A 24822-nucleotide genomic window follows, 5' to 3' on the forward strand; every position below is an offset into this window, starting at 1 on the left:
CTAGTGCAAAGGGTGCAGCATAGCGCCAATGCTTTTGCCAAGGCAAAGTGCTATCGTTTCCCGACAAGGAGTGGCCTGTTGTCCGATATCAAATATTGTCCCGAATGCTGTGGCCCGCTGATGCGCTCGGTGGTCGGTGGCGAAGTGCGTAACTATCTTTTTTGTCAGCGCTGTCAGGCACCGGTTTACGATTATCCCCGCGTGGTGGTGACAGCGTTTATCTCCTGCGGAAAGCGGCTTTTATGGGTGCAGCGCAGTCACCCGCCGCAGCGCGGAAAATGGGCTATTCCAGGTGGTTTCCTTGAGCAGAACGAGACACTGGCAGAGGGTGCTGCCAGGGAGCTTTGCGAAGAGGCCGGGGTTAGTTTGGCCCCTACTGAGCTGCAACTGTACATGGCGGGGAGCATCACGTTCATCAATCAGTTATATGTTGGTTTTCGGTCTGCCGTGGTGTCAGAGGAGTGCGAGCCTGGTGAAGAGTCTTTGGCCTGCCGTTTTTTCTCCCGGGATGAATGCCCTTGGGACGAGGTGGCTTACCCCCAGGTAAACGATTCTATTCGCCAGGCCTACGACGATCTGGAAAGCGGCTGCTTTGGTGTCTGGGAAGCGCAAATGACGGAACAGCGTTACGAGCTGCGGCCTGTTCGGACCAAGGGTCATGCGGGAAGCGTTGACCCCTGATGATTACGGCTACCCCACTAGCCCCGCCTTTCGCGCCAGCTGCAGTGTTTTTTTACCGTAATGAGCTCGACCTTTCGTGCGGGTCGCCTTGACCTCGCATACCTGCCTTGCGAGAGTGCCACCTCAAAGCACATCAATGCACAAAAGTACGTCACAGGAGATCGCGCAATGGCGTCGATAATTAACCTGCCCCGCATTCTGCGTGTCGGCGCCGGAGCTAGCGCAGAACTGGTCACGACACTGACAGAACTCGGACTTTCCAGGCCGTTATTGGTGACCGACCCCTTCATGCGAGAGTGCGGCTACAGTGATCGTATACAGTCGCCCCTGTCGGAGGCAGGTATTGCCTGCGGCCTGTTCGGTGACTGTGTGCCCGATCCGACAACCGAAAGCGTGTATGCGGCCCTCGAGGTGTGTCGCGCCGGTGAGTACGATTGTGTCGTTGCTCTGGGCGGAGGTAGCTCTCTGGATACCGCCAAGGCGGTGGCGGTATTGGCGGTGCACGGTGGCGTTATGCGCGACTATAAGGTGCCTCATCAAGTGAATTCCGGCTTGCCTGTTATCGCCATTCCCACGACCGCCGGCACGGGGTCCGAAGCGACCCGTGTGGCGGTCATTACGGATACACAGACGCAGGAAAAAATGCTGTGCATGGGGCTGGGGATGATGCCGGTCGCTGCCCTGGTCGATTTCGAGCTGACTCTGAGCATGCCTTACAGGCTGACTGCAGACACAGGTATCGATAGCTTCTGCCACGCGATGGAGGCCTTTGTGAGTCGCAAGTCCAATCCCTTCACCGACAGTGTCGCGCTCACCGCAATGCGCACTATTTATCAGAATATTCAGACCGCTTGCGCCGAGCCGGACAACCGGCAGGCGCGCGAAGCGATGATGCTGGCGGCGACTCAGGGTGGTATTGCTTTTGCCAATGCCTCCGTGACCCTTATCCACGGCATGAGCCGCCCCATTGGCGCCTTGTTCCATGTGCCGCATGGGTTGAGCAATGCAATGCTGCTGCCGGAGGTGACCGCATGGTCTGTTGGTGCTGCAGCGCAACGCTATGCCGAATGTGCCCGCTATATTGGCGTTGCAGAAGCATCAAACGCCGATGCACTTGCCTGCGAGAAATTGGTTGACGCACTGCGTGCATTGACACGGAATCTGCAGGTGCCCGGGCCTGCCACGTGGGGCATCACTGAGCGAGACTGGTTTGACTCGCTTACGCTGATGGCGACGCAGGCACTGGACTCGGGCTCCCCGGCAAACAACCCGCGTATTCCCGACACGGGGGAAATTATCAGCCTGTATGAGCGTATCTGGTAGCATGCAACCGACTGCGACAGGGCATATCTATATACTTTGCGGTTATTGGTAACTAGGTTTTTGATTCTATAAAGTTCATTCCACGAAAATGGGAATAGGGTGGTGTCATCCGCCGTGGATTTGGATATTGACAACCTGAATAAAACCTTGCGCGATGCCAGTGCCGGGGACATCGTGTCCTGGGCGCTGGGTTTGCAGCAGCCTACGATTGCGACTACCAGCATGGGCCGCAATGCTGCGGCCATGTTGCACCTCGTGGGACAGGTCGATGCGACAGTGCCTACCATCTGGGTTGATACCGGCTACAACCTCCGCGATACCTACGTGGTAGCAGACAGGCTGATCCGCAGCCTCGATGTGAATATCCATGTGTACTCACCAGAGATGACATCGGAGCGCCGCAATGCATTAACGGGCGGGATTCCTACGGTAGATGAAGAAGAGCGGCACCAGGAGTTTACCCGGCAGGTGAAGCTGGAGCCTTTTGATCGTGCGCTGAACGACTTCCAGCCGCAAATCTGGCTCACCGGTATTCGTCGCGAGGAGACAGAGCACCGTAAAACCCTCGATATCGTCTCCAGAGATGCGCGGGGAATTCTTAAGGTAGCACCCCTGTTTTATTGGTCCGAGGAGGATGTCGAAGCCTATATGGAGCGCTTCGAACTACCTACCTGTAAGCATTACTTCGATCCCACCAAGGTGCACGACGGTCGTGAGTGCGGTATGCATACGGCCGCCTGAATGGCTGAACCCATGACAACGGCAATAGCGATGGCCATTGCTGCCGTTGCAGCGATAAAACAACCGACTACCATACCCAGGCGCCGCATGATGCGTTGATCTTCAATGTCGTGTTGGTGCAGTACGTGTTGCGACATGAGTCTTTCTCCACTGGTTTTTGTCTTTCACAGTGGCATGGTTTCTTATTGTTTGAGTGTTCGCATTGATACAGGTCAAGTGGCAGGGAAATTGACTCGGATATAGGCGCGCCGCTGCATTTTACCGGTTAATTTTGAGAAAAAATCGGCCGCCAGCATTTGCAGGCCGTATTTGCGGCGCAAGGCGTCAAGTGCTGTTTTCTCATCTGCAGGTGTGGTGAGCAGGCAGGCCTCGGCTTCGATCCATGCGCCGGTGACGGTGCCAGTGACCGTGCACGGCGCGACGCGAGCGTCTGGGAAGTTGCGCAGTCGTTTCACTTTTCCCGCGTGGCCGGCGGAAAAGAGGTAAACACTATCGCCGTCGGGTGCGAACCATACCGGGGTAGATACCCAGTCACCACTGCGTTTGCGGGTCGAAAAACTGCAGTAGGCGTTTCCTTGCAGTGCTGATGATCCGTTTTTCGTCATAGTGACCTCGTTGTCCGCGCGCCCCTTTGGCGCACTCTGCATTAAATCGACAACGCTCGCAGAGCACAACAGCTGCGCCCCGTAGGCGTCAAAAAGAAAACGGTGCACGAAACCGTGTGCCAGTTGGGTAGTGTCACCCGGTTGCGCGGGAGACTTATGTCTGGAAGCCTGCGAGCGCATTGGGTAACCTACTGCCCACTGCATTCTTAAACGGTAAGTTCCACCCGATGTCTGATATTCACACAGTTGCGGTTCTTCTCAGTGGCAAACCTCCTGTTAGTGGCAGGGTAACGGTCAGGGGTTGGTTGCGCAGCAAGCGCGATTCCAAGGCCGGTATTTCTTTCCTCGCCGTGCATGATGGCTCCTCTTTTCACGCGGTACAGGCGGTTGTGCCCAACACGCTGGCGAACTATGAGTCCGAGGTGCTGGCGCTGACCACCGGCTGCGCCGTCATAGTCTCGGGGGAGCTGGTCGCGTCGCAGGGCAAGGGGCAGAGTGTCGAAATTCAGGCGACCTCGGTGGAGGTGGTAGGTGTGGTAGATGACCCAGAGACCTATCCCATCGCCAAGAAGCGGCATACGTTTGAGTACCTGCGCTCCCAGGCACATCTACGCCCGCGTACGAATACCTTCGGTGCAATTTCCCGGGTGCGCAGCACTATGGCGAATGCGATTCATAATTTCTTTCATGATGATGGCTTCCAGTGGGTCAATACACCCATCATCACTGGCAGTGACTGCGAGGGTGCTGGAGAGCTGTTCCGGGTGAGTACTCTGGATTTAACGAACCTGCCGCTTACTCCGCAGGGAACGGTCGATTACGCGCAGGATTTTTTTTCGGGCGAGTCTTTTCTCACTGTGTCGGGCCAATTGGAATTGGAGTCTTACTGCCTTGCCATGAGTAAGGTATATACGTTTGGGCCCACGTTCCGCGCCGAGAACTCACATACCAGCCGTCACCTTGCTGAGTTCTGGATGGTGGAGCCGGAGGTGGCTTTTGCGGATCTGGACGAGAATGCCCGCTTGGCTGAGCAATTGCTGAAATATGTTATTGGCGCAGTGCTGGATGCGCGTGAGGATGATATGGCGTTTTTTCAACAACACATCGATGAGGGCCTCATACCGCGCTTGCGCGGTGTACTGGATAGCCCGTTTGAGCGCATGGACTACAGCGAGGCCATTGAGGTGCTGAAAAGCAGCGATGAGACGTTTGAATTTCCGGTGGAGTGGGGGCTGGATCTGGCATCCGAGCATGAGAGATATCTGACGGAAAAATACATCGGACGCCCGCTGGTGGTAGTCAATTACCCCGCTGAGATCAAGGCGTTTTATATGCGGCTAAACGATGACGGTAGGACCGTTGCTGCAATGGATGTGCTGGCTCCGGGTATGGGTGAAATTATTGGTGGCAGTCAGCGAGAAGAGCGGCTGGATGTGCTGGACGCACGTATGGACGAGGCACTGCATGAGGAATTGTGGTGGTATCGGGATCTGCGTCGCTATGGAACAGTGCCGCATGCAGGATTTGGCTTGGGTTTCGAGCGACTGCTGAACTACGTGACCGGTATGGAAAATGTGCGAGACGCCATACCTTTCCCAAGAACTCCGGGCCACAGCGTCTTCTGACAGCCCGGTGAGCGGTGTAAATCGATTGCCCTATATTGGGTGTATTCGGCGTTTTCCGGCGATATCTGTGTAAAATTCCCCAAAATGACGGGTGGCGCTGCGCAGGGGTCGTCCATACTGAATAGGTGTTCAACGGCCTTGATAACAGGGGAGTGCCAGTGCGACGATCCTATAAAGATGGCGGCATGGACTGTACTAATGAGATGACGGTAGTCGATACCTTCACCCGGTTGATTTTCGGGGATTCCGATTTCTCTGACGGCGAGATAGAGATCATTGAAACCCTGCGAGTGGTAAACCCCGATGTGTGGTGTGATACCTATCCGCAGATGGGCGAGTACCTGCGTAATCTTGGCGTTCGAGAGATGATTCAACTGGTATTGCGGGTCAGGGAGCAGATGGCGAAAGATACGCATAGATCAGTGACAGGGGGTGCTACCACCGAGGTTTCAGGCTCCCCGATCTCTAGGAAGTAGCATCCTGTATGGCTGGTGTGGCCACAGTCTTCAGGCCGCAGCCCGGGACTGGAGCAAACAGCGCCTGATTGCTAATCTCGTCATCAAGCCCTATCAATGAAAGCTCTACTGTCTGTTCGATTTGAAAGCGGCGAGTGGTACTGGTCAGGCTGGCGGTCCATTTATCATAGCTGAACTTTTCAGGGTCTTTGCGCAGATCTACAAAACCGGTCAGTCCGTTTTGTGTCAGGCGTGCTGTGAATCCACTGCTGGTCACGTGGGAGACTGTCGCCTTAAAAGTGACGCCGCCGTCCTGAGTAAGCCGCTTGAGGTAGTTCCCCGCTAACCAACGATCAGTTGCCATGGTCGCTTCACGACTTGCGCCAATGCGGCTTCTCAGTCCCTTTAACAGTGTTTCCTCAACATTTTCAGTCGGTTCTTTTTTGTTCAGTATGGCCTTGATCTGAAGGTGCACCAGGAAGTCGACGTATTTGCGCAAGGGCGAGGTGCAGTTGGTGTAACAGTCCAGGGCCATGCCCATGTGGGGTGCGTGCTGTGTTGTCACTGCCGCGCGGGTTAGAAGCCTGTTAGCCATGGTGCGTAAAGGCAGTTTTCGCCCCTCAGCAGAGAGCCCCTTTATGATGTCGCGGTAGCCTTGCACGGTGTCGGGATCCAGTTCGGCGAGATCGGGCGCGTGCATTTCGAGAAATTTTTTCAATTCCTCCCGTCGGTCCGAGCGAAATCCCGGGTGGGCGATGAACGGTCCGGTTGTGTTGTTTGTCACTAAAAATCGCGCCGCACACCGATTCGTCGCAACCATACATTCCTCGACCAGCTTTTGAGAGAGTAATTTCTCCGCGGTCTCGATGGTCTCGATCTGTTTGTTGTCATTGAGAATCCATCGAAACTCCTGTCTGTCATCCATAAGCAGGTTGTTCTGCTCGCGGCGGCTGCGCAGTGCTCGATAAACCTGATAGAGAGATTCCAGCGGTGTGGAGTGGCTCATTAACTCGTCATACTGCCCATTGAGGTAGCGCTCGACTGCATAGTAAGACAGCTTGGCTCGCGAGCGCACGGTGGCTTCAATAAACTCAAACTCACCTACCTCTCCAGCGTCGCTGACAGAGATCTTGCATACCAGCGCCGGCCGGTCCACACCCTCGGAAAGGGCGCAGGTTTCTTGCGAGAGTATTTCGGGGAGCATTGGCAGGACATCACCATGAAAATAGACGGAGGTAGCGCGCTGCGCTATGTCTTTGTAAAGCCTCGACGCGGTGCTCACATAGGCTGTTGGGTCGGCAATGGCGACAAATAGTGTCCATCCATCGTCACTGATTTCAGCATAGAGCGCGTCGTCAATGTCCTGTGTTTTTGCCGCATCTATGGTGACAAACTCGAGATCAGTCAGGTCCCGCCGATCCAGCGTCGTCTCTGGAGGGTGTTCTGCGAGGCTTTTTTCAATGTCATTGAGGCTGCCCTTGCTCCACTGGTTAGGCAGATGGTGCTTGCTGATGCTGTAGAGAATTTCTATCCCGGGGGTGGTTTCATCGCCCAGAACCGACAGGACCTTGGCCTGTGGTTTGCCGTCTCGAATAGGGTGGCGAAGTATCGCGCAGCGCAGGAAGTCTCCCTCCTTTGCGCCGTTGCGGGCCTGTGTGGGGAGGAATAGCCAGCGGCTGAACTGGGGCAGATCCGGCACGACGAAAACGGCTTTGCCCTTGCGCACGCAGCGCCCCGTGAATTCTTCAACGGGACTGTCAATCAGCTTTTCAATATCCGCAATGGTTTTGTTGTCCTTGGTGGGACGTATACAAATCTGTACTCGATCGTTGGGAAAAACCTTGAGCATTTCTTGCGGGGGGATGAACACTTCACGCCCATCGTCCAGCACGGCGAATCCGTACCGGGCTTGAGTACCTTTGACAACTGCTTCGGCGCGTTCCTTCGCAGCCTCCATCTGGTTTTTCAGATCTGTAAGCTGGGTGAGATTATCCTGAGTAAGCATGAAGCAAAGTAATTATCATGGAATCAGCGCACCATCGTAGCGTAATTCCACGTTGCTGTCAGTGCGTTATGCTGGAATGACACAAAGCTTTGCGAATTTCTCGCGATGCCTTGACAGTGCGCCACAGCCAGTCCAATAATCAAGTTATTGCGGTTGCATGCCGCCGGGATGTGGATTTGAATAATTTTCAGACGCCGGGCTGCCTTATCAATACAGTCGTTCCGGAGTCGAACGCCAGGTACCGTCATCTCACCAGTGAGTGTCCTTCACTGGGGTGTACCTCTCGCGCCGTCACAATGCCCTCGAAAAAAGCTTTGTCCATCGTGTTTTATGTCTCCCAGTCGTTAAAGCGGCTGAGGGATTGTTGTGCTCCCTTGAAACTCACCGAGAGGAATTCTTTATGGACCGAGATTCTACGCTGCGTGTAGAAAAAACCACTTCACTCAAAGCTGTTGTCAAAAAGACATATGTACTGGATACCAACGTATTACTGCACGATCCGACGGCGGTAGCTGCCTTCAAACAACATCATGTGGTCATTCCGATGACCGTTCTGGAAGAACTCGATCATATCAAGGACCGTCGCGACAAGACCGTCAGCCGTGAGGCGCGTATCGCGATACAGATGATCGATAAGGTCGTCGATAACGCATCACCGCAAGATATTCAGGCCGGCGTGCCCGTGCCCGGTTCAACGCCTGAGGATGTGCCCCGGGGAACACTTGCGATATACCCTGACCAGCGCCTGATTGGCGACGCTGATGTGCCCTATCTCGACGGCACGCAAGATCAGGCGAATGACAATCGCATAATCAATGTGGCCTTGAGCCTGCAGGCGGAAAATCCCGCTGAGTTCGTCTGCCTGGTGACCAAGGACATCAACATGCGAATCAAGGCGAAAGGTTCTGGCCTGATACACGTTGAGGACTACCGGCGCGACAGGGTTCTCGATGATATTGACCTGCTTGCGCGCGGTTACGAGCATGTGGAGGGCGATTTTTGGTCCATGATCAGCGAAGTCGATACGCTGCGAGAGGGCAACTGCACGCTGCACCGGATTCCGCGCAAGTCGCTGCCACAGGCGTATCCCAATATGTTTGTGCACGACGATCAGGAATTCATTGCCTTCGTGCAGCGCGTGGACAGGGACTTTGTCTACCTGCGTTGTGATTCCCGCGACAGCCTGATGCACAAGCGTTTTTGGGGTTTGTCACCGCGCAATCTGGAGCAGGCAATGGCCATGTCCCTGCTGGATAATGACAGCGTAGACATGACGGTGATGACCGGCCCTGCCGGGTCGGGGAAAACATTGCTGGCGCTCGCTTACGGCCTGCACGCGATCCTCGAGCAAAACAAGTACAGTAAATTGATTGTGGCGCGCTCGACCCCCCCGATCGCAGAGGATATCGGTTTTCTGCCGGGTACAGAGGAAGAGAAAATGGCGCCTTGGCTCGCCGCATTTGACGATAATCTGGAGGTATTGCACGGCACGGATGAATCGTGTCATGGCAGTATTACCTACGTCAAGGAACGGGCCAATATTCAGTTCAAGTCGCTGAACTTTATGCGCGGACGCTCGTTTAATAATGCCTACATCGTGATTGACGAGGCGCAGGGATTGACCCAGTTTCAACTCAAGTCGGTGATTAGTCGCGTCGGGGCCGATTCCAAAATTGTGGTGCTGGGTAACCTGGCTCAAATAGACAACAAGTATATTTCACCGCTGACGTCGGGGCTCACTTACCTGGTAGAAAAAAGTAAGGCCTATCCCCACGCGGGCATCATGCACGTGAACGGTATTGTGCGTTCACGCCTGGCCGCCTTTGCTGAGGAGAACCTGTAGCGATAGAGTTCCGGGACAGGAGTCGGAGTGTGTGAAATTGTGCTCTTCGGCTCCGTCCGCTGACAGGCACAGTGCGCAGAAAAATCCATGCAGGGGTTTAGTGTAGCGGCACAAACGATCACCCCTTAAAGGCGGTTTGCGGGTACACTGTGCGCCATGGAAAAACTATTTATCTTGTTTCAGGCGCTGGCGCCGCAACACCTCTTGTCTCGCTTCACCGGTGCCCTGGCCGAGTGGCGTCATCCGGCCTGGTTGAAAGACTTTGTTATCCATCGTTTTATACGCGCCTTTGATGTGGATATGTCAGAGGCGCAGGAGCCAGAGTACCGACGTTATTCCTGTTTTAACGAGTTCTTCACGCGCCCCCTGCGAGAGGGCGTGAGACCCCTGGCGAGCGCGGATCTTGTTTGCCCTGCTGATGGGGCCGTGAGCCAGATAGGTGACATTGTCGAGGGGCGGCTTTTACAGGCCAAGGGTCGTGATTATACGGTGACCGATCTGCTGGGCGGAGATTCGAGCCGTGGAGCAGCGTTTCGCGGCGGCCGATTCGCGACTATTTACCTGTCGCCAAGGGATTACCACCGCGTACATATGCCCGTGGCGGGCCAGTTAACGGCGAGTTGCTATGTTCCTGGCCAGTTGTTCTCGGTGAATGGTGTTACCGCTGACAACGTGGAGAGGCTGTTTGCGCGTAACGAGCGCCTGGTCTGCTACTTTGATACGGACTTCGGTCCCATGGCGATGGTGCTGGTCGGTGCAATGGTGGTGGCAGGCATCGAAACGGTTTGGTCGGGTCGTGTAGCACCGCCGCAACGGCGCCGACAGTTGGTGGATCATGTGAATCCCCCTGCAGCGGTCTCGCTGGCCAAAGGTGAAGAAATGGGGCGCTTTTACCTCGGCTCTACGGTGATTCTGCTGTTCCCTGAAGGGGTAATGGAGTTTGATGAGCGCTATGCTCCCGGAGTAATGACGCGCGTGGGGGAAAGTTTGGGCGCAGTGGTCTGATCCTGAGCTGGATTACTGTCGACTGTCTTCCAGACTGGCCACGATGCGCCGATAACTTTGCAGCCTCTGCTCGCCGATATCACCCGTAGCGACGCATTGCAGGATCGCGCAGCCCGGTTCTTCCTCGTGCTGGCAGTCGCGGAACTTGCAGTGCCCCAAGAGTGGCTGAAATTCACGGAAACCCTGCTCTACTTGTTCTCGGGTCATGTGCCACAGCCCGAACTCGCGTACTCCAGGAGAGTCTATCAGTGACCCGCCACATTGCAGATGCAGCAATTGTGCGGTGGTAGTGGTATGCGTGCCCTTTTGCGTATTTTCTGACAGTGGTCCTACCGGCATCTGCGCGCCCGGCAGCAAGGCATTCACCAATGATGATTTGCCGACACCAGATTGCCCGACGAAGACGCTGGTGTGTTCTTCCAGAGCGCAATGGAGAGCGTCCGTTCCTCCGGTTTTGACTGAGGTGTGAATGATTTGGTAGCCCAGGTCTCGGTAGACGCTGAGCATGCTGTGAATACTTTCCTCTCTGGCTGCATCCTGCGCAAGCAGGTCGACTTTGTTCAGCAGGATTACCGGCTCTATTCCGACCGCGTCTGCTGCAACCAGGTAACGGTCAATTAAATTGGCATGGGGTTCGGGGTAGGGCGCTACGACCAGCATAATCCTGTCGATATTGGCAGCGACTGGCTTCAGTTTGCCGTAGGAGTCCGGCCGGCAAAGCTCGCTGCTTCGTGCCCGCTGAGCCACAACGACGCCGAAGGGATCCCCCTCACGCCAGATTACATTGTCACCGGTAACCAGTCCTTCCAGATTGGCTCGCAGGTGGCAGCGGCGACTCGAGCCCGGTATCGACTCCACCGCGACCTGCGTACCGTAATGGGCCACGATCAGGCCGTCCTGCTCGGGCCCGAGTTCCCCGCCCGACAGCGCACCTTGTGCGGCCTCGTCACGCCTCGCGGCGCGTTTGGCGCGCTCCTCTTGGATTTTTTCTACTCGCCAGGCCTGCTGGCGGCTCAGTTTACGTTTACTCATCTCCCCATTATTAGTTGGCAGTCTTGGTCTGTCGAGGCAATTTGTTACACTGCGCGCCTCACATACCGGGCAGGACGGGAATCGTATGCAGGATGCCAATAATCTCATTTGGGTTGACATGGAAATGACCGGCCTCGATCCGGAAGGCGACGTTGTTATTGAAATCGCCACCATCGTCACTGATAGTTTGTTGAACACCCTCGCGGAAGGACCTGTCATCGCGGTGCATCAGTCGGATAGCCGGCTGGATGGCATGGACGAGTGGAATACAAGGCATCATAACCAGTCTGGCTTGGTGGCGCGTGTGCGCGCCAGTGACATCGATGAGGCGCGCGCGGAGCGAGACACCGTTGCCTTTCTGGAACAATGGGTTCCGGCGGGAGCGTCTCCTATGTGCGGCAACTCAATCTGCCAGGACAGGCGGTTTATGGCGCGGCACATGCCGGGACTGGAGACCTATTTCCATTACCGCAACCTTGACGTGAGCACGCTGAAAATATTGATGATGCGCTGGCGGCCTGAGCTTGCGTCAGGTATTTCCAAGTCCGCCGCCCATCTGGCGCTGGACGATATTCGTGAGTCGATCAGCGAAATGCGTTACTACCGGGAGCATTTCCTCAGGCTGGAGTAACGCCATGCTGATTGAGTGCCCAGGCAACGTGCTCGCGGACCAGGGAAGAAGCGTGGTGCTCCCGTTGGCGCAGCGCCTGTATGACGCGCTCGGAAGAAGGCGCATTGCCCAGCGCTATCGCGACATTGCGCAGCCAGCGTTCATAGCCGATGCGGCGAATGGCAGAGCCGGCGGTCTTTACCAGGAACGTGTCCTCATCCCATAGCAACAAGGCCGTGAGCTCTGTATTCGACAGGCCATGACGCGGACGAAAGTCCGGTTCATCAGTATGGCGTGCAAATTTATTCCAGGGGCAGCACAGCTGGCAATCGTCGCAACCGAATACCCGGTTTCCCATCATGGGTCGCAACGCTGGATCGATGCTGCCTTTGTGTTCGATGGTTAGATAGGAAATACATTTGCGCGCGTCCAGCTGGAAGGGTCCTGTAAACGCCTTTGTCGGGCAGATATCAAGGCAGGTGGTGCACGTGCCGCAATGCTTCTCGCTGTGGGGTGTGTCAATGGGCAGAGGCAGGTCTGTGTAGATTTCCCCAAGGAAAAACCAAGAGCCGGCGTCCTTATTGATGAGCATTGTATTTTTAGCGATCCAGCCAAGGCCGGCCTGTTCGGCGATGGCACGTTCCAGCACTGGCGCGCTATCGACAAAGGCGCGGTAGGTGCCACCTCCCGCTGCTTCCTCAATGCGCGTGGCGAGTTGGGCAAGCCGCTTGCGGATCAGCTTGTGGTAGTCACGCCCGAGAGTGTAGCGTGAAATATAGCCGGACTCCGGTGACTCCAGCACGTCAAGCGCTCTGGTGTCATCCGTTAGATAATCCATTCGCAGTGAGATTACGCGCAGTGTGCCTGGAATGAGTTCGTCTGGTCTGGCGCGTTTGCTGCCGTGGCGCGCCATGTAGTCCATATCACCGTGGAAGCCTGCGTCCAGCCATTTCTGCAGGTAGCGCTCGTGCTCGCCCAGCTCCACATGGGTAACGCCAGTTTGCTGGAATCCCAGTTCACCGGCCCATCGCCTGATGTCCGACGACAGTGCCTGCAGCTCCTGTTCTGTTGGCGTTTTCTGCAATTCACATCGCCCCGTGGTTTGTCTCTGAGCACTAGTTTGACAGAACCTATCTCACTCTGCGCTGCTTAATTCGGGCGCAGGTGAATGAAACGTTTGCCGATCTTATGCTCCTTGCGCAGAGCAGTGGATGTTCACCAGAATAAGGCCTGTTATCCTAGCTGCAGAGGTACGGCGTGAAATGGCCGGCCATTATCAATCGCGGACTGGAATATGTTGGGAACTGAAGCGCTGTATACCGCTGCACAAACTCGCGCCCTCGATCAATGTGCCATCCATGAGCACGGTATCGCTGGCGTGACACTAATGGCCCGTGCTGCCGCCGTGGCCTTTCGTTATTTGCTCGAACTGTGGCCTGCAACCGATGCCATAACGGTATTCTGTGGTACGGGTAACAACGGCGGCGACGGCTACCTTTTAGCCGACCTCGCGCACAAACGTGGTATCAGTGCCACAGTGGTGCAGTTGGGTGATAGCGGCAAAATAACCGGCGATGCCCTGATGGCGCGGGAGCAGGCGATGGCCAACGGTGTGCCGGTTTGCTCCTTTGACGGATATGAAATGCCCATCGACGGTGTACTCGTGGATGCCATGCTCGGGACCGGCCTGGCAGGCGCTTTGCGAGGTGAGTATCCGGCGGTTATCTCCAGCATCAACAGCAGCAACTTGCCGGCACTGGCGATCGATATTCCTTCGGGTATTTGCAGTGACACAGGCAAAGTGCTCGACGACGCAGTGAGAGCGGATTTGACGGTAACGTTTATTGGCATGAAACGCGGTTTGTTCACATGCGAGGCGCCGGAATATACCGGCGCGGTCCAGTTTGCCGACCTGGAAGTGCCCGCCAGCGTTTACGAATCGACGGGCGGCAACTGCGCAAGACTGGATCTCGCCGCGCTGCTGGAGCAACTGCCGCCGCGGTCGTTAACCACCCACAAAGGCCACTGCGGTGCGGTGCTGGTTGTGGGCGGTGACTATGGCATGGCGGGTGCGGCCGCGATGGCTGCTGAGGCCGCATTGCGATGTGGCGCGGGTTTGGTGAGCGTAGCGACGCGTCCCGAACATGTTGCGGCGCTAGTGGCTCGCGCTCCAGAGGCCATGTCCCGCGGTGTCTCTTCTGATGAAGAATTTGCGCTCCTGCTGGAGGCGGCTGACGTGCTGGTGGTTGGCCCCGGTCTTGGCGACGCTGCCTGGTCGAGGCAGTTACTGCACAGGTCGCTGGCGAGTGGCAAGCCGGTCTTGCTGGATGCCGATGCGTTGACTATGCGGGCCAAGGGAGTGGTTGAAGATTCCGGGGCAGGGCCGCGGATCATGACGCCGCATCCGGGCGAGGCGGCCCGCCTGCTTGGCACGACTGCTGCCGTCGTTCAGGCTGATCGGTTTGCCGCGGTAGAGGAGCTGCAGGCGCGCTATGCGGCCACGGTCGTGTTAAAGGGCAATGGCAGCCTCATTGCTGATCGCGAACAGACGCTGTTGAGCGACTACGGTAATCCTGGTATGGCAAGCGGCGGTATGGGGGACGTGTTAAGCGGTGTCATTGGTTCATTATGGGCGCAGGGTCTCACCGCGATTGAGGCGGCCGCACTCGGCACCTGTCTGCACGGTGCCGCTGCAGATGTCGCGGCCGAGGAGGGTCAGCGAGGGCTGCTGGCAACGGACTTACTGCCGCGCCTCCGGGCTTTGCTGGGCTGATGACAGCCTTTGCGCAGACGGCCGTTGACGAACCTGCTCTGGTAGCGAGTGGTGCTGCATTGGCGCGTGCCGCGGAGCGCGGGCTGGTTGTTTACCTGCAGGGCGGTCTGGGCATGGGCAAGACAACGTTCAGTCGCGGATTCATCCAGCAACTTGGCCATTGCGGTGCGGTAAAGAGTCCCACCTATACCTTGGTCGAGCCTTACGAGCTGCAGGCGTATCAGGTTTTCCATTTCGACCTCTACCGGTTGGTCGATCCGGAGGAGCTCGAATTTATTGGTATCCGGGATTATTTTGGTGATTTTTCCGTTTGCCTGGTGGAATGGCCCGAGCGGGGTGAAGGCGCTTTGCCCTCGGCAGATTTAGTGATTACCATTGATCGCGACGAACCGGGGCGTCGCGTGGGTTATGACGCCAGGTCCGAGCGAGGTGAGCGAGTAATGGCGCGGCTGCGAGCGCAGCCCGACGGGTAGATGTCGGGTCTATAAAAACAGTAATGGGTCAGCGGGAGTGTTATGGGCAGGGCGTGTTGGATCTGGGTGGCCCTTTTTTTGCTGGTTTGCCCTTCCGTGTGGGCGGTAGAGGTGCACGATGTGCGCTTGTGGCGAGCACCTGACCACACGCGTATTGTTTTTGATCTCAGTGGCGCGACCGAGCATTCACTGATGGTGCTATCCAATCCGCGACGCATCGTGATAGACCTTCGCGAGGCCACTTTGGGTGCTGACTTGACCAAACTGAACCTGGAAAAAACGCCGGTGACCGCCATTCGCTCGGGCATACGCGATGGTGATGATTTGCGTGTTGTGCTCGAGGTCAATGCTGAGGTCGACCCTCGCAGTTTTGACCTCCGCGCCAATGAACAGGCTGGCGACCGCCTTGTGCTTGACCTTTACGACAAGCAGGCGCGGCCTGTTGAGGTCAAGAAGCAGGTAGATGCTGCCGGGAAGCGCGACCTCATAATTGCGATTGATGCTGGACACGGAGGAGAGGACCCGGGCGCGATCGGCCCCTCCCGGGTTCGCGAAAAGGACATTGTGCTGGCTATCTCCCGGGAATTATTCGCCTTGCTGGAGTCGGACACAGGTTTTCGCCCTACGCTCGTTCGCAGCGGCGATTATTACGTTAGTCTCAAGGGGCGCAGGGAACTCGCGCGCAAGCGCCAGGCAGATCTGTTTGTTTCCATCCATGCTGATGCGTTCCGGCGGCCCTCGGCCCACGGTGCCTCTGTGTATGCCCTGTCCACTACCGGTGCAACCAGTACCGCCGCTCGGTACCTCGCGCAGCGGGAGAATGCGGCCGATCTGGTCGGGGGGGTCAGCCTGTCAGACAAAGACGACGTGCTGGCTGGCGTGCTGGCGGACCTGTCCATGACGTCGACACTGGATACCAGCCTCAACCTCGGAGACCGTGTGCTGCAGAGCATGGACAGCGTCGCTCGATTGCACAAAAAAAAGGTAGAACAGGCCGGATTTGCTGTGCTCAAGTCGGCAGACATTCCCTCTATTCTGGTGGAAACGGGGTTTATCTCCAACCCCGACGAATCACGTAAACTGGCGAGCCGCAGCTACCAAAGGAAAATGGCTGCGGCGATTCACCGGGGCATCAAGAGCTGGTTTCTCGCCCATCCCCCGTCGGGCACGTTGCTTGCCTGGCAGAAACAGCAAGGCGGCCAAGAGTACATTATAGCGAGGGGTGATACACTCTCCGGCATCGCGAGTCGCTTTCGTGTGCCCCTGACTGACCTGATGAGTTATAACGACATCAGCAGTACCAAGATAAGGGTGGGGCAAAAGCTCACCATACCCAAGAGTTGATCCCAAGTTTACATGTCTCGAATCCGTTTGCTCAGTTCCAGACTGGCCAACCAGATCGCCGCCGGCGAGGTGGTAGAGCGCCCGGCGTCCGTGGCCAAGGAATTGCTGGAGAACAGTCTGGACGCGGCTGCGAGTAGAGTAGAGGTGGAGGTTGAGTCGGGCGGTGCCCGCCTGATTCGCATCCGCGATGACGGCATTGGCATACCCTCCGAGGACATGACTCTGGCGTTGGCGCGGCACGCCACCAGCAAGATCACTTCTCTGGAGGACCTCGAGGAAGTGGGCAGCCTGGGCTTTCGCGGAGAGGCGCTGGCCAGTATCGGTTCTGTGTCGCGCCTGGTGCTTACCAGCAATAACGCCGAGGATGGCAGTGAGGGCTGCAGTGCTGTCTGTGAGGGGCGAGAAATGGAGGTGCAGATCAAGCCTGCGGCGCACCCCCGGGGCACGACCGTAGAGGTGCGAGACCTGTTTTTCAATACGCCTGCGCGGCGCAAATTCCTGCGCACGGAAAAGACGGAGTTCGGGCACCTGGAAGAGGTGATCAAGCGTCTCGCCCTCTCCCGCTTCGACGTAGCCTTCAACCTGCGGCATAACGGCAAGGCAGTGCACAGCCTGAAAGCGGCGACGACGCTCGTCGAGCAGGGGCGCCGTGTCGCCTCGGTGTGCGGTCCCGCCTTCATGGAGCAGGCGGTTGTCATCGAATCTGATGCCTCCCCCTATCGGCTCACGGGCTGGGTCGGGTTGCCTACGTTCTCCCGCAGCCAGGCGGACCTGCAGTATTTCTTTGTGAACGGGCGCATTGTGCGTGACAAGTTGGTGGCTCATGCGATTAAACAGGCTTACCGGGATGTGCTTTACCACGGTCGCCATCCTGCGTTCGTGCTATACCTCGAGCTCGATCCCGCCCTCGTGGACGTGAACGTGCATCCCACAAAACATGAGGTGCGCTTCCGTGACGGCCGCGCAGTGCACAATTTCCTGTTTTCTACTTTGCATCGTGCTCTGGCGGATCTGCGGCCCGGCAATGAGCCGGCTCTGGCCGATGGCACTGCTCACACGCCAGTGGCGGTTGACGGTATGGCGGTCGATACCGCTACGGGCGAGATACGCGCTCAGGGCGCGCTGTCCTGGGATGTATCGCGGGCAGGTAGCGCGATGTCGGGCGGACGCGCCCCTATGGCTGTGGGCCCGGCACGAGTGACTGAGCAGTTGCAGGGCTATGCCAGGCTTTACGGCTCAAACTCCCCGGTTCCGGAGGACGCTGAGATACCGCCGCTGGGTTATGCACTGGCGCAGTTAAAGGGCATTTATATTCTCTCGGAAAATGCCCTTGGCCTGGTGCTGGTAGATATGCACGCTGCCCACGAGCGCATTACCTACGAGGGTCTTAAAACGTCCCGCGATGCAGAGGGTGTTAGAAGCCAGCCCTTGCTGGTGCCGCAGTCGATCGCCGTCAGTCAGCGGGAAGTCAGTGTGGCTGAGACGCATGCGGCGCTGTTCCGCAACCTGGGTATGCTGGTTGAGACGGGTGGAGAGGAGAGCCTGGTGATTCGCTCGGTGCCTGCGTTGCTAAGAGATTCTGACCTCGAAATGCTATTGCGTGATGTGCTGGCTGACCTCGTGGAATACGGCAGCTCAGAGCGTATCGAGGCTCACATGGATGAAATTCTGTCGACGATGGCTTGTCATGGCTCTGTCCGGGCCAACCGGCGCTTAACTGTGCCGGAGATGAACGCGTTGTTGCGCGACATGGAAGAGACCGAGCGTTCCGGGCAGTGTAATCACGGGCGCCCGACCTGGGTTCAGCTGGGCCTCGAGGAGCTGGACAAGCTGTTCCTGCGTGGTCGCTGAGGCCCGAATGACGTCCGCCAAACCCGCGCTGGTCTGCTTGATGGGCCCCACCGCCTCCGGTAAGACAGAGTTGGCGATCGCTCTTGCGGCTGAGTTGGATTGTGAATTGGTCAGCGTCGACTCCGCGCTGGTCTATCGCGGCTTGGATATAGGTAGCGCCAAACCGGATTATCCGCATCATCTGGTGGATATCTGTGACCCCACTGAGGCCTATTCAGCGGCGCGGTTTTCCGAGGATGCGAGAATCCGGGTGGCAGAGATCGTTGCCCGTGGCCGCACCCCCCTGCTGGTAGGGGGAACAATGCTGTATTTTAAAGCCTTTTTGGAGGGTCTCGCCGATATGCCCGAGGCGGACCCGGTGATCCGTGCACAAATCGAGCGGGAGGCCGCGGCACAGGGCTGGCCGCATATGCACCGGCAACTCGCGGCGGTAGATCCGGCAGCAGCGGCGCGTATTCACCCGCGGCATTCGCAGCGTCTGAGTCGGGCGCTGGAGGTTTACCGAGCGACAGGGACTACGTTGTCGGCCTTCCATGCCCAGGGCAGCCAGGGAGGCGGAGGCGCCATCCGTGAGCTTTATCGGGTAATCCAGTTGGCGATCTGCCCGGCGGACCGAGCGCAACTGCATCGCCGTATCGAGCAGCGTTTCAGCCTTATGTTGGATGCGGGGCTGGTGCAGGAGGTGCGTCAACTGCAGGCGAGGGGTGACTTGCATCCAGACTTGCCCGCCGTCAGGGCGGTGGGTTATCGACAGGTCTGGCAGTACCTGGATGGACTCTGCACGCTCGAAGAAGCGCGTGACAGGGCAGTCGCAGCGACACGGCAGCTGGCTAAAAGACAATTGACGTGGCTCAGAAAATGGCCGGAAATTGAGTGGATATTAACCGATCATGCAGGTAACGTCGCGCAAAGTGACCAATTTGTATCCGGTGATGCAGGGGTGCCGTGCACGCCGCTGGCGCATGCATTGCAGGCCATTGGCGATGTTCGAGCATAACTCGGACTCGCCTACTATCAGATTGTTGTAAATACATTATAATGGACGGCCTGAAATTCAGGTTCAGACCACATCTGCTTGTTGCAGGACGTGGTAAGACGTTATTTTATAAAGCTTTTTGGCTCGAGTTTGAGCCTTGTCAAATTAGGAGATTGTTATGTCAAAAGGGCATACGCTACAAGACCCTTACCTGAACATCCTGCGCAAGGAACGAGTGCCGGTTTCTATTTATCTGGTCAATGGCATCAAATTGCAGGGTCAAATTGAGTCCTTTGACCAGTTTGTTGTGCTGCTCAAGAATACCGTTAGCCAGATGGTCTATAAGCACGCTATATCGACCGTCGTGCCCTCGCGGGTAGTGCGCGTGCCGTTGCAGAATGCGCCGGATGATGAAGAAGCCGGCAGCTAGCTGCTGCGGGGCCGTGGGTCCTGAGCAGGGTGTCGCAGCCATCCGACGTGTTGTCACGAGGTAGCATTGTTTTTTGAACGCCCCAGTTCGGGTGAAAAAGCGGTACTCGTTCATCTAAATCTCGATAGTGAGTCTCAGCGTGAAGACCCGCGTGAATTCGAGGAGCTCGTGATCTCAGCGGGCGGGGATCCCACCGCCTATATCATGGGCTCACGCAGGGCCCCGGATCCCCGCACGTTCGTGGGGTCGGGTAAGCTCGATGAGATTGCGCGGGAAGTCGATGCACACGGTGCTGAAATCGTCATGTTCAATCATGCCCTGAGTCCCAGTCAGGAGAGAAACCTGGAAACCGAACTCAAGTGTCGTGTACTGGACCGCACGGGCTTGATACTCGATATTTTCGCCCAGCGCGCTCGAACGCATGAGGGTAAGCTGCAGGTGGAGTTGGCGCAGCTGCAACATATGACGACCCGCTTGGTGCGAGGCTGGACCCACCTGGAGCGACAAAAAGGCGGGATCGGGCTCAGGGGTCCCGGGGAAACGCAGTTGGAAACGGATCGTCGCCTGCTGCGCGCACGCATTCGCTCTATTTCGGCGCGGCTGGAAAAAGTGCGCAAGCAGCGGAATCAGGGGCGACGGTCCCGTCTGCGGGCGGAAATTCCAACGGTGTCACTGGTCGGTTATACCAACGCGGGCAAATCGACGCTGTTCAATCGCGTGACGGCATCGAGTGTATATGTAGCGGACCAGCTGTTTGCGACCCTTGATCCCACGCTGCGACGGGTATCTGTGGAGAGCGTCGGTCCAATAGTATTGGCTGATACAGTGGGCTTTATCGCTCATCTGCCGCACAATCTGGTCGAGGCGTTCAAGGCGACTCTGGAGGAAACTCTGAGTGCCCAGATACTGATCCATGTGGTCGACGCATCAGACGCGGAAAAAGAGCGAAATATGGGCGAGGTGCAGGACGTACTCGCGGAGATTGGCGCGCAGGATATTCCGCAGTTACAGGTGTTTAACAAGCTGGATCTGCTGCAGCAGCCACCGCGCCTCGATCGTGATTCTGATGGTCGACCACTGCGGGTCTGGCTGAGTGCAGTCACCGGCGAGGGGGTTGAACTTCTGATGCAGGCGATTGCCGAATTGGTAGGCCGCGATATGGTGTCGGAGGATGTCTCCCTCGATCCGGGTCAGGGGGATTTACGCTCGGCATTTTATAGCCTTGGCGCGGTGCAGACGGAGCAGTACGGCGAGGACGGAGTCGCCCATCTCAAGGTGCGACTGCCGCGTGCGGACTGGAACCGCCTGATGAAAAAAGGCCCGGAGCCTATTTATTAATGCGTCCTTGTATCGCCCGATTGCGGTCTGGACACGAAAAGTTTGTTAAACTGTTGGTCTCAATGAATTAGGAGTTAGATATGTCCTGGAATGAACCGGGCGGTGGTGGAAACAAGCCCAAGGATCCTTGGGGTGGCGGCGACAATAATGGCCCGCCCGATCTGGATGAGGCATTGAAAAAACTGCAGGAGCGCCTCGGAGGCCTGTTTGGCGGCGGTGGCTCATCATCCGGGGGCGGGTCTGGACCTGCTTTCTCGGGCGTTGCCATTGGTATTTTGTTGTTGGTTGTGGTCGTGATATGGGCGGCAATGGGTTTATACCAGGTCGACCAGCAAGAGCGCGGCGTCGTCCTCCGTTTTGGTAAGTACTATGAATTGGTCGGTCCGGGTCTTCACTGGAATCCACCGTTGATCGACGATGTCACCCTGCTGAATGTTACAAAGGTACGTTCGGTCAGTTTCAGGGAAATCATGCTGACTCAGGACGAGAACATCGTTGAGGTTGCAATGTCCGCGCAGTATGTCATCAACGACCCTGTGAAATTTGTTCTGAAAGTGCGTGATCCGGAGCGCTCTCTGAGCCACGCCGCCCAGAGTGCTCTGCGTCATGTCGTAGGCGGGATCAGCATGGACATGGTGCTGACCGAAGGCCGTGTGCAGATTGCTATCGATGTCGAGGATAGGCTTCAGGAGTATCTCGACCTCTATGAGACCGGTATTTTCGTAGAAAAGGTCACGGTAGACGAGGGTAAGCCTCCCACACAGGTGCAGGCCGCATTCGACGATGTGATCAAGGCGAGGGAAGACGAGGAGCGGGTGAAGAACGAGGCTCAGGCTTATGCGAACGGAGTGGTTCCGGAAGCGCGTGGTGCGGCTCAGCGCCAGATAGAGGAAGCTAACGGATACAAGGAGCAGGTGATAGCCAATGCTCAGGGTGAAGCGGAGCGTTTCACGCGGCTGCTGGAGGAGTACGAGAAAGCGCCTCAAGTAACCAGAGAGCGCTTGTACCTCGACGCGATACAGACGGTGTACGCCCAGTCAAGCAAGGTGATGGTGGATGTCGAGGGGGGTAATAATGTGATGTACCTCCCGCTGGACAAGCTGGCGGCGCAGAGCCCGCGAGTTAACGGCGGTGATGGCCAGCTCAAGGTAGACAGTACCAATATTCGCGAGTTGACCAACGCGGTCACAGAACAATTACGCCGCGATGCCGCGGTCAGTGAGCGCCGCAGGGGAGGGCGTTGAATATGTCCGGACGTAATATCGTAGTCATTCTGGTGGCACTGGTTTTGGTGCTGGTGGCCAGTAAATCGCTTTTTGTGATCAAGGAAACCGAACGTGGTGTGTTGTTGCGGTTTGGTGAGGTGGTTCAGCCGGATTTGCAACCGGGTCTGCATGTAAAGATTCCTTTCGTGAACAATGTGCGGAAGTTCGATGGGCGCGTATTGACGGTAGATTCAACGCCTGAACGTTTCTTTACACAGGAAAAGAAAGCCCTGATTGTGGACTCTTATGCCAAGTTCAAGGTGTCTGATACTGAGAAGTACTACACGGCAACCAATGGCGACGAGGCACGCGCCATGAATCTTTTGGCACAGCGCATCAATAACGGCTTGAAAGATCAACTGGCGGTAAGAACGATCCAGGAGGTGGTTTCGGGCGAGCGAGATCAGCTGATGCAGGCGCTTACAGAGGAGCTTTCGACAGTTGTGCAGGAAGTGTACGGTGTTGAAATGGTAGATGTGCGCGTGAAGCAGATCGATCTTCCCCCGGAAGTGTCCGAATCGGTATACAGAAGGATGAACGCCGAGCGTGAGAAAGAGGCCCGGGAGTTGCGTTCGCAAGGTCAGGAGCTTGCAGAGGGTATCCGTGCGGCGGCTGACCGTGACGCGACGGTACTGAAAGCCAACGCCTATCGTGATTCGGAACTGATCCGCGGTGAAGGTGATGCCACCGCTACCTCCACTTATGCGGGTGCTTTCAATCAGGATCCCGAGTTTTACTCATTCACCCGCAGCCTCAAGGCGTATCAGGATGCGTTTCAGGGGCAGGGCGATGTCCTGCTGCTGCACCCGGACAGTGAGTTTTTTAAATATCTCAAGGATTCTCAGGGCGGAAATTAGGCCCCCGGGCACCTGACCGACCGCTCATCTGAAATAAGAGCCATAGCGGTCGTTGCAGGTTGTAATAATCACGGGAAACCCCTTACCGGGCTGTGTTAAAATTGGCTAACCGTGGGTATCCGCGCTTACCCTTAAGCGCAGTTGTCGCGGTTTTTTTGTGCCCCGCAGTTAGGTGAGGGAGGGTGAATGGACTTCTGGCAAATACTTCCGGTTGCCGTGGCCCTGGTGTTCATTATTGAAGGCATGTTGCCTTTCATCAGCCCACAACGCTGGCGCAATATGCTGGTGGTGGCTGAGCAGATGGACGACAGCGTGATTCGAAAAATCGGCCTCGCCTGTATGCTATTTGGGGTGGTTGTCCTTTACTGGGTGCACTAGGTTCAGGTGAACGTGATGAAAATGGTAGATCACTGGCAACTGCCCGACGGAGTGGAAGAGGTTCTTCCCGCCCAAGCCGAAGCTGTGGAGCGGCTGCGCCGCCAACTGTTGGACCTGTTTCACGCTTGGGGGTACCGGCTGGTGATCCCGCCGTTGGTGGAATTTACCGAGTCGTTGCTGGTGGGCCTGGGAGAGGATCTGGACCTGACCACGTTCAAGCTGACCGACCAGATTAGCGGTCGAACACTCGGACTTCGCGCGGATATCACGCCGCAGGTCGCGCGCATAGATGCGCACAGCATAGCTGACGAGGGCGTCACTCGACTTTGTTATGCCGGCTCGACATTACACACGCGCCCGAAATCACCCTTCGCCTCTCGCTCACCTATACAGCTGGGCGCGGAATTATACGGGGACGACAGTGTTGGTGCGGATGTTGAGGTCGTGTGCATGATGCTGGCGACTCTCGAGGCAGCGGGTCTCTCTGGCATCACCCTGGACCTCGGTCACGTGGGGATTTATGAGGCGGTTCTGCTGCATGCTGAACTGGAAGAGGCGCGGGAAGCAACGGTGTTTGATGCCTTGCAACGCAAATCGGTGCCCGATTTGATACAGGCGCTTGAAGGCGTTGACCCGGGCACTACCGCGTTGATCATCGCTCTGGCCAAGCTGCACGGTGACGAATCTATTCTTGACGATGCCCGAGCTCTTTATGCTGAAACAGTGCCGGACGCATTGTTGGGACTGGACACGCTGCAGCAGGTGGCGCGGACGATTCGCCGTCAGCGGCCTGACCTTGATATTTACTTTGATCTGGCCGAATTGCGCGGCTACAACTACCATACCGGCCTCGTTTTCGCCGCTTATGTGCCGGGCGTTGGCGAGGCTCTGGCGAATGGTGGTCGCTATAATGATGTAGGGGCTGTTTTTGGCAGGGCCCGGCCCGCCACCGGTTTCGCCGCGGATCTGAAAGCCCTCATGACCCTGGTGCCGGACGTGACTGAAAGCGGGGCTATCAGTCTGCCCGGGGTCGATGACGAGGCGCTGCTTCTCCGCGCCCGAGAGTTGCGTGAGTCCGGCGAAGTCGTCATCCAGAGTTTCTCGGGTGAGGTTGACCCGCGCTGCGATCGTGAATTGGTCGAGATGGAGGGTCAGTGGTTGATTCGCCCACTCAAGACAACAGGGCGTGACTGAATCGCGCCATTTTCGTAC

23 protein-coding genes are annotated in these 24822 nt (G+C 56.9%); 19 read left to right on the plus strand and 4 right to left on the minus strand.

The genetic code is table 11. The features are described from left to right. The first annotated feature begins 78 nt into the window (after positions 1-78). The 3 genes from EYC82_RS16600 (at position 79) to EYC82_RS16610 (ending at position 2745) form a co-directional block, all read left to right on the plus strand. A complete protein-coding gene (locus EYC82_RS16600) occupies positions 79-681 on the plus strand; it encodes an NUDIX domain-containing protein (RefSeq protein ID WP_279250748.1) in 603 nt (200 codons plus the stop codon). Between the two features lie 168 nt (positions 682-849). Then, positions 850-2004, plus strand: coding sequence for an iron-containing alcohol dehydrogenase (locus EYC82_RS16605; protein WP_279250749.1), 1155 nt, complete (start codon positions 850-852; stop codon positions 2002-2004). 114 nt (positions 2005-2118) lie between these two features. Beyond that, positions 2119-2745 (plus strand): phosphoadenosine phosphosulfate reductase domain-containing protein, encoded by a 627-nt coding sequence (locus EYC82_RS16610; RefSeq protein WP_279250750.1) that lies wholly within the window; start codon positions 2119-2121, stop codon positions 2743-2745. A gap of 212 nt (positions 2746-2957) precedes the next feature. Here EYC82_RS16610 and EYC82_RS16615 read toward each other — a convergent pair whose 3' ends face one another. Then, positions 2958-3530, minus strand: a complete 573-nt coding sequence (locus tag EYC82_RS16615; RefSeq protein ID WP_279250751.1) for a PPOX class F420-dependent oxidoreductase — start codon at positions 3528-3530, stop codon at positions 2958-2960. Positions 3531-3577: 47 nt separating this feature from the next. Between EYC82_RS16615 and asnS the strand changes: the two genes are divergently transcribed. Together asnS and EYC82_RS16625 are read left to right on the plus strand one after the other, a co-directional pair. After that, positions 3578-4975, plus strand: coding sequence for an asparagine--tRNA ligase (asnS, locus tag EYC82_RS16620; protein WP_279250752.1), 1398 nt, complete (start codon positions 3578-3580; stop codon positions 4973-4975). A gap of 158 nt (positions 4976-5133) precedes the next feature. Next, positions 5134-5451, plus strand: a complete 318-nt coding sequence (locus EYC82_RS16625; RefSeq protein ID WP_279250753.1) for a hypothetical protein — start codon at positions 5134-5136, stop codon at positions 5449-5451. On the opposite strand, the gene EYC82_RS16630 is transcribed toward EYC82_RS16625, so the two are convergent. Beyond that, positions 5441-7435: a VacB/RNase II family 3'-5' exoribonuclease gene (locus EYC82_RS16630; RefSeq protein WP_279250754.1), complete on the minus strand. Its 1995-nt coding sequence runs from the start codon at positions 7433-7435 to the stop codon at positions 5441-5443. The genes EYC82_RS16625 and EYC82_RS16630 overlap by 11 nt on opposite strands. 400 nt (positions 7436-7835) lie before the next feature. Between EYC82_RS16630 and EYC82_RS16635 the strand changes: the two genes are divergently transcribed. After that, entirely contained in the window at positions 7836-9278 is a 1443-nt protein-coding gene (locus EYC82_RS16635; protein ID WP_279250755.1) for a PhoH family protein, read from the plus strand. Positions 9279-9434: 156 nt separating this feature from the next. Next, positions 9435-10283 carry an archaetidylserine decarboxylase gene (gene asd, locus EYC82_RS16640; RefSeq protein ID WP_279250756.1) on the plus strand — a complete coding sequence of 283 codons (849 nt, stop codon included), beginning with the start codon at positions 9435-9437 and terminating at the stop codon, positions 10281-10283. A gap of 12 nt (positions 10284-10295) precedes the next feature. Here asd and rsgA read toward each other — a convergent pair whose 3' ends face one another. After that, positions 10296-11315, minus strand: a complete 1020-nt coding sequence (gene rsgA / locus EYC82_RS16645; RefSeq protein ID WP_279250757.1) for a small ribosomal subunit biogenesis GTPase RsgA — start codon at positions 11313-11315, stop codon at positions 10296-10298. A gap of 85 nt (positions 11316-11400) precedes the next feature. Here rsgA and orn point away from each other — a divergent pair, with 85 nt between their 5' ends. Next, entirely contained in the window at positions 11401-11946 is a 546-nt protein-coding gene (gene orn, locus EYC82_RS16650) for an oligoribonuclease (RefSeq protein WP_279250758.1), read from the plus strand. Here orn and queG read toward each other — a convergent pair. Further along, complete coding sequence (queG, locus tag EYC82_RS16655; RefSeq protein ID WP_279250759.1) at positions 11933-13009, minus strand: tRNA epoxyqueuosine(34) reductase QueG; 1077 nt, start codon at positions 13007-13009, stop codon at positions 11933-11935. The genes orn and queG overlap by 14 nt on opposite strands. 210 nt (positions 13010-13219) lie before the next feature. On the opposite strand from queG, the gene EYC82_RS16660 reads away from it, so the two are divergent. The 11 genes from EYC82_RS16660 to EYC82_RS16710 all read left to right on the plus strand — a co-directional run bounded on the left by EYC82_RS16660 (position 13220) and on the right by EYC82_RS16710 (position 24804). After that, entirely contained in the window at positions 13220-14698 is a 1479-nt protein-coding gene (locus tag EYC82_RS16660) for an NAD(P)H-hydrate dehydratase (RefSeq protein WP_279250760.1), read from the plus strand. Continuing rightward, on the plus strand, positions 14698-15171 hold the full coding sequence (gene tsaE, locus EYC82_RS16665; protein ID WP_279250761.1) for a tRNA (adenosine(37)-N6)-threonylcarbamoyltransferase complex ATPase subunit type 1 TsaE: 474 nt from the start codon (positions 14698-14700) through the stop codon (positions 15169-15171). The genes EYC82_RS16660 and tsaE overlap by 1 nt, the downstream gene beginning before the upstream one ends. Before the next feature lie 42 nt (positions 15172-15213). Further along, positions 15214-16515: an N-acetylmuramoyl-L-alanine amidase gene (locus EYC82_RS16670; protein WP_279250762.1), complete on the plus strand. Its 1302-nt coding sequence runs from the start codon at positions 15214-15216 to the stop codon at positions 16513-16515. A gap of 12 nt (positions 16516-16527) precedes the next feature. Beyond that, entirely contained in the window at positions 16528-18366 is a 1839-nt protein-coding gene (mutL, locus tag EYC82_RS16675; protein WP_279250763.1) for a DNA mismatch repair endonuclease MutL, read from the plus strand. 7 nt (positions 18367-18373) lie between these two features. Beyond that, the gene (gene miaA / locus EYC82_RS16680) at positions 18374-19363 is read left to right on the plus strand and encodes a tRNA (adenosine(37)-N6)-dimethylallyltransferase MiaA (RefSeq protein ID WP_279250764.1); all 990 of its coding nucleotides are present in this window, start codon (positions 18374-18376) and stop codon (positions 19361-19363) included. 157 nt (positions 19364-19520) lie between these two features. After that, positions 19521-19772: an RNA chaperone Hfq gene (gene hfq / locus EYC82_RS16685; RefSeq protein WP_279250765.1), complete on the plus strand. Its 252-nt coding sequence runs from the start codon at positions 19521-19523 to the stop codon at positions 19770-19772. 66 nt (positions 19773-19838) lie between these two features. Next, the gene (gene hflX / locus EYC82_RS16690; protein ID WP_279250766.1) at positions 19839-21110 is read left to right on the plus strand and encodes a ribosome rescue GTPase HflX; all 1272 of its coding nucleotides are present in this window, start codon (positions 19839-19841) and stop codon (positions 21108-21110) included. A gap of 80 nt (positions 21111-21190) precedes the next feature. Further along, positions 21191-22354, plus strand: a complete 1164-nt coding sequence (gene hflK, locus EYC82_RS16695) for an FtsH protease activity modulator HflK (RefSeq protein ID WP_279250767.1) — start codon at positions 21191-21193, stop codon at positions 22352-22354. Positions 22355-22356: 2 nt separating this feature from the next. Then, a complete protein-coding gene (gene hflC / locus EYC82_RS16700) occupies positions 22357-23232 on the plus strand; it encodes a protease modulator HflC (RefSeq protein WP_279250768.1) in 876 nt (291 codons plus the stop codon). Between the two features lie 186 nt (positions 23233-23418). Then, complete coding sequence (locus tag EYC82_RS16705) at positions 23419-23610, plus strand: DUF2065 domain-containing protein (protein ID WP_279250769.1); 192 nt, start codon at positions 23419-23421, stop codon at positions 23608-23610. Between the two features lie 15 nt (positions 23611-23625). Then, complete coding sequence (locus EYC82_RS16710) at positions 23626-24804, plus strand: ATP phosphoribosyltransferase regulatory subunit (RefSeq protein ID WP_279250770.1); 1179 nt, start codon at positions 23626-23628, stop codon at positions 24802-24804. The last annotated feature ends 18 nt before the right edge of the window (positions 24805-24822 follow it).

Source organism: Candidatus Marimicrobium litorale, from assembly GCF_026262645.1.
Lineage (GTDB): Bacteria > Pseudomonadota > Gammaproteobacteria > Pseudomonadales > Halieaceae > Marimicrobium > Marimicrobium litorale.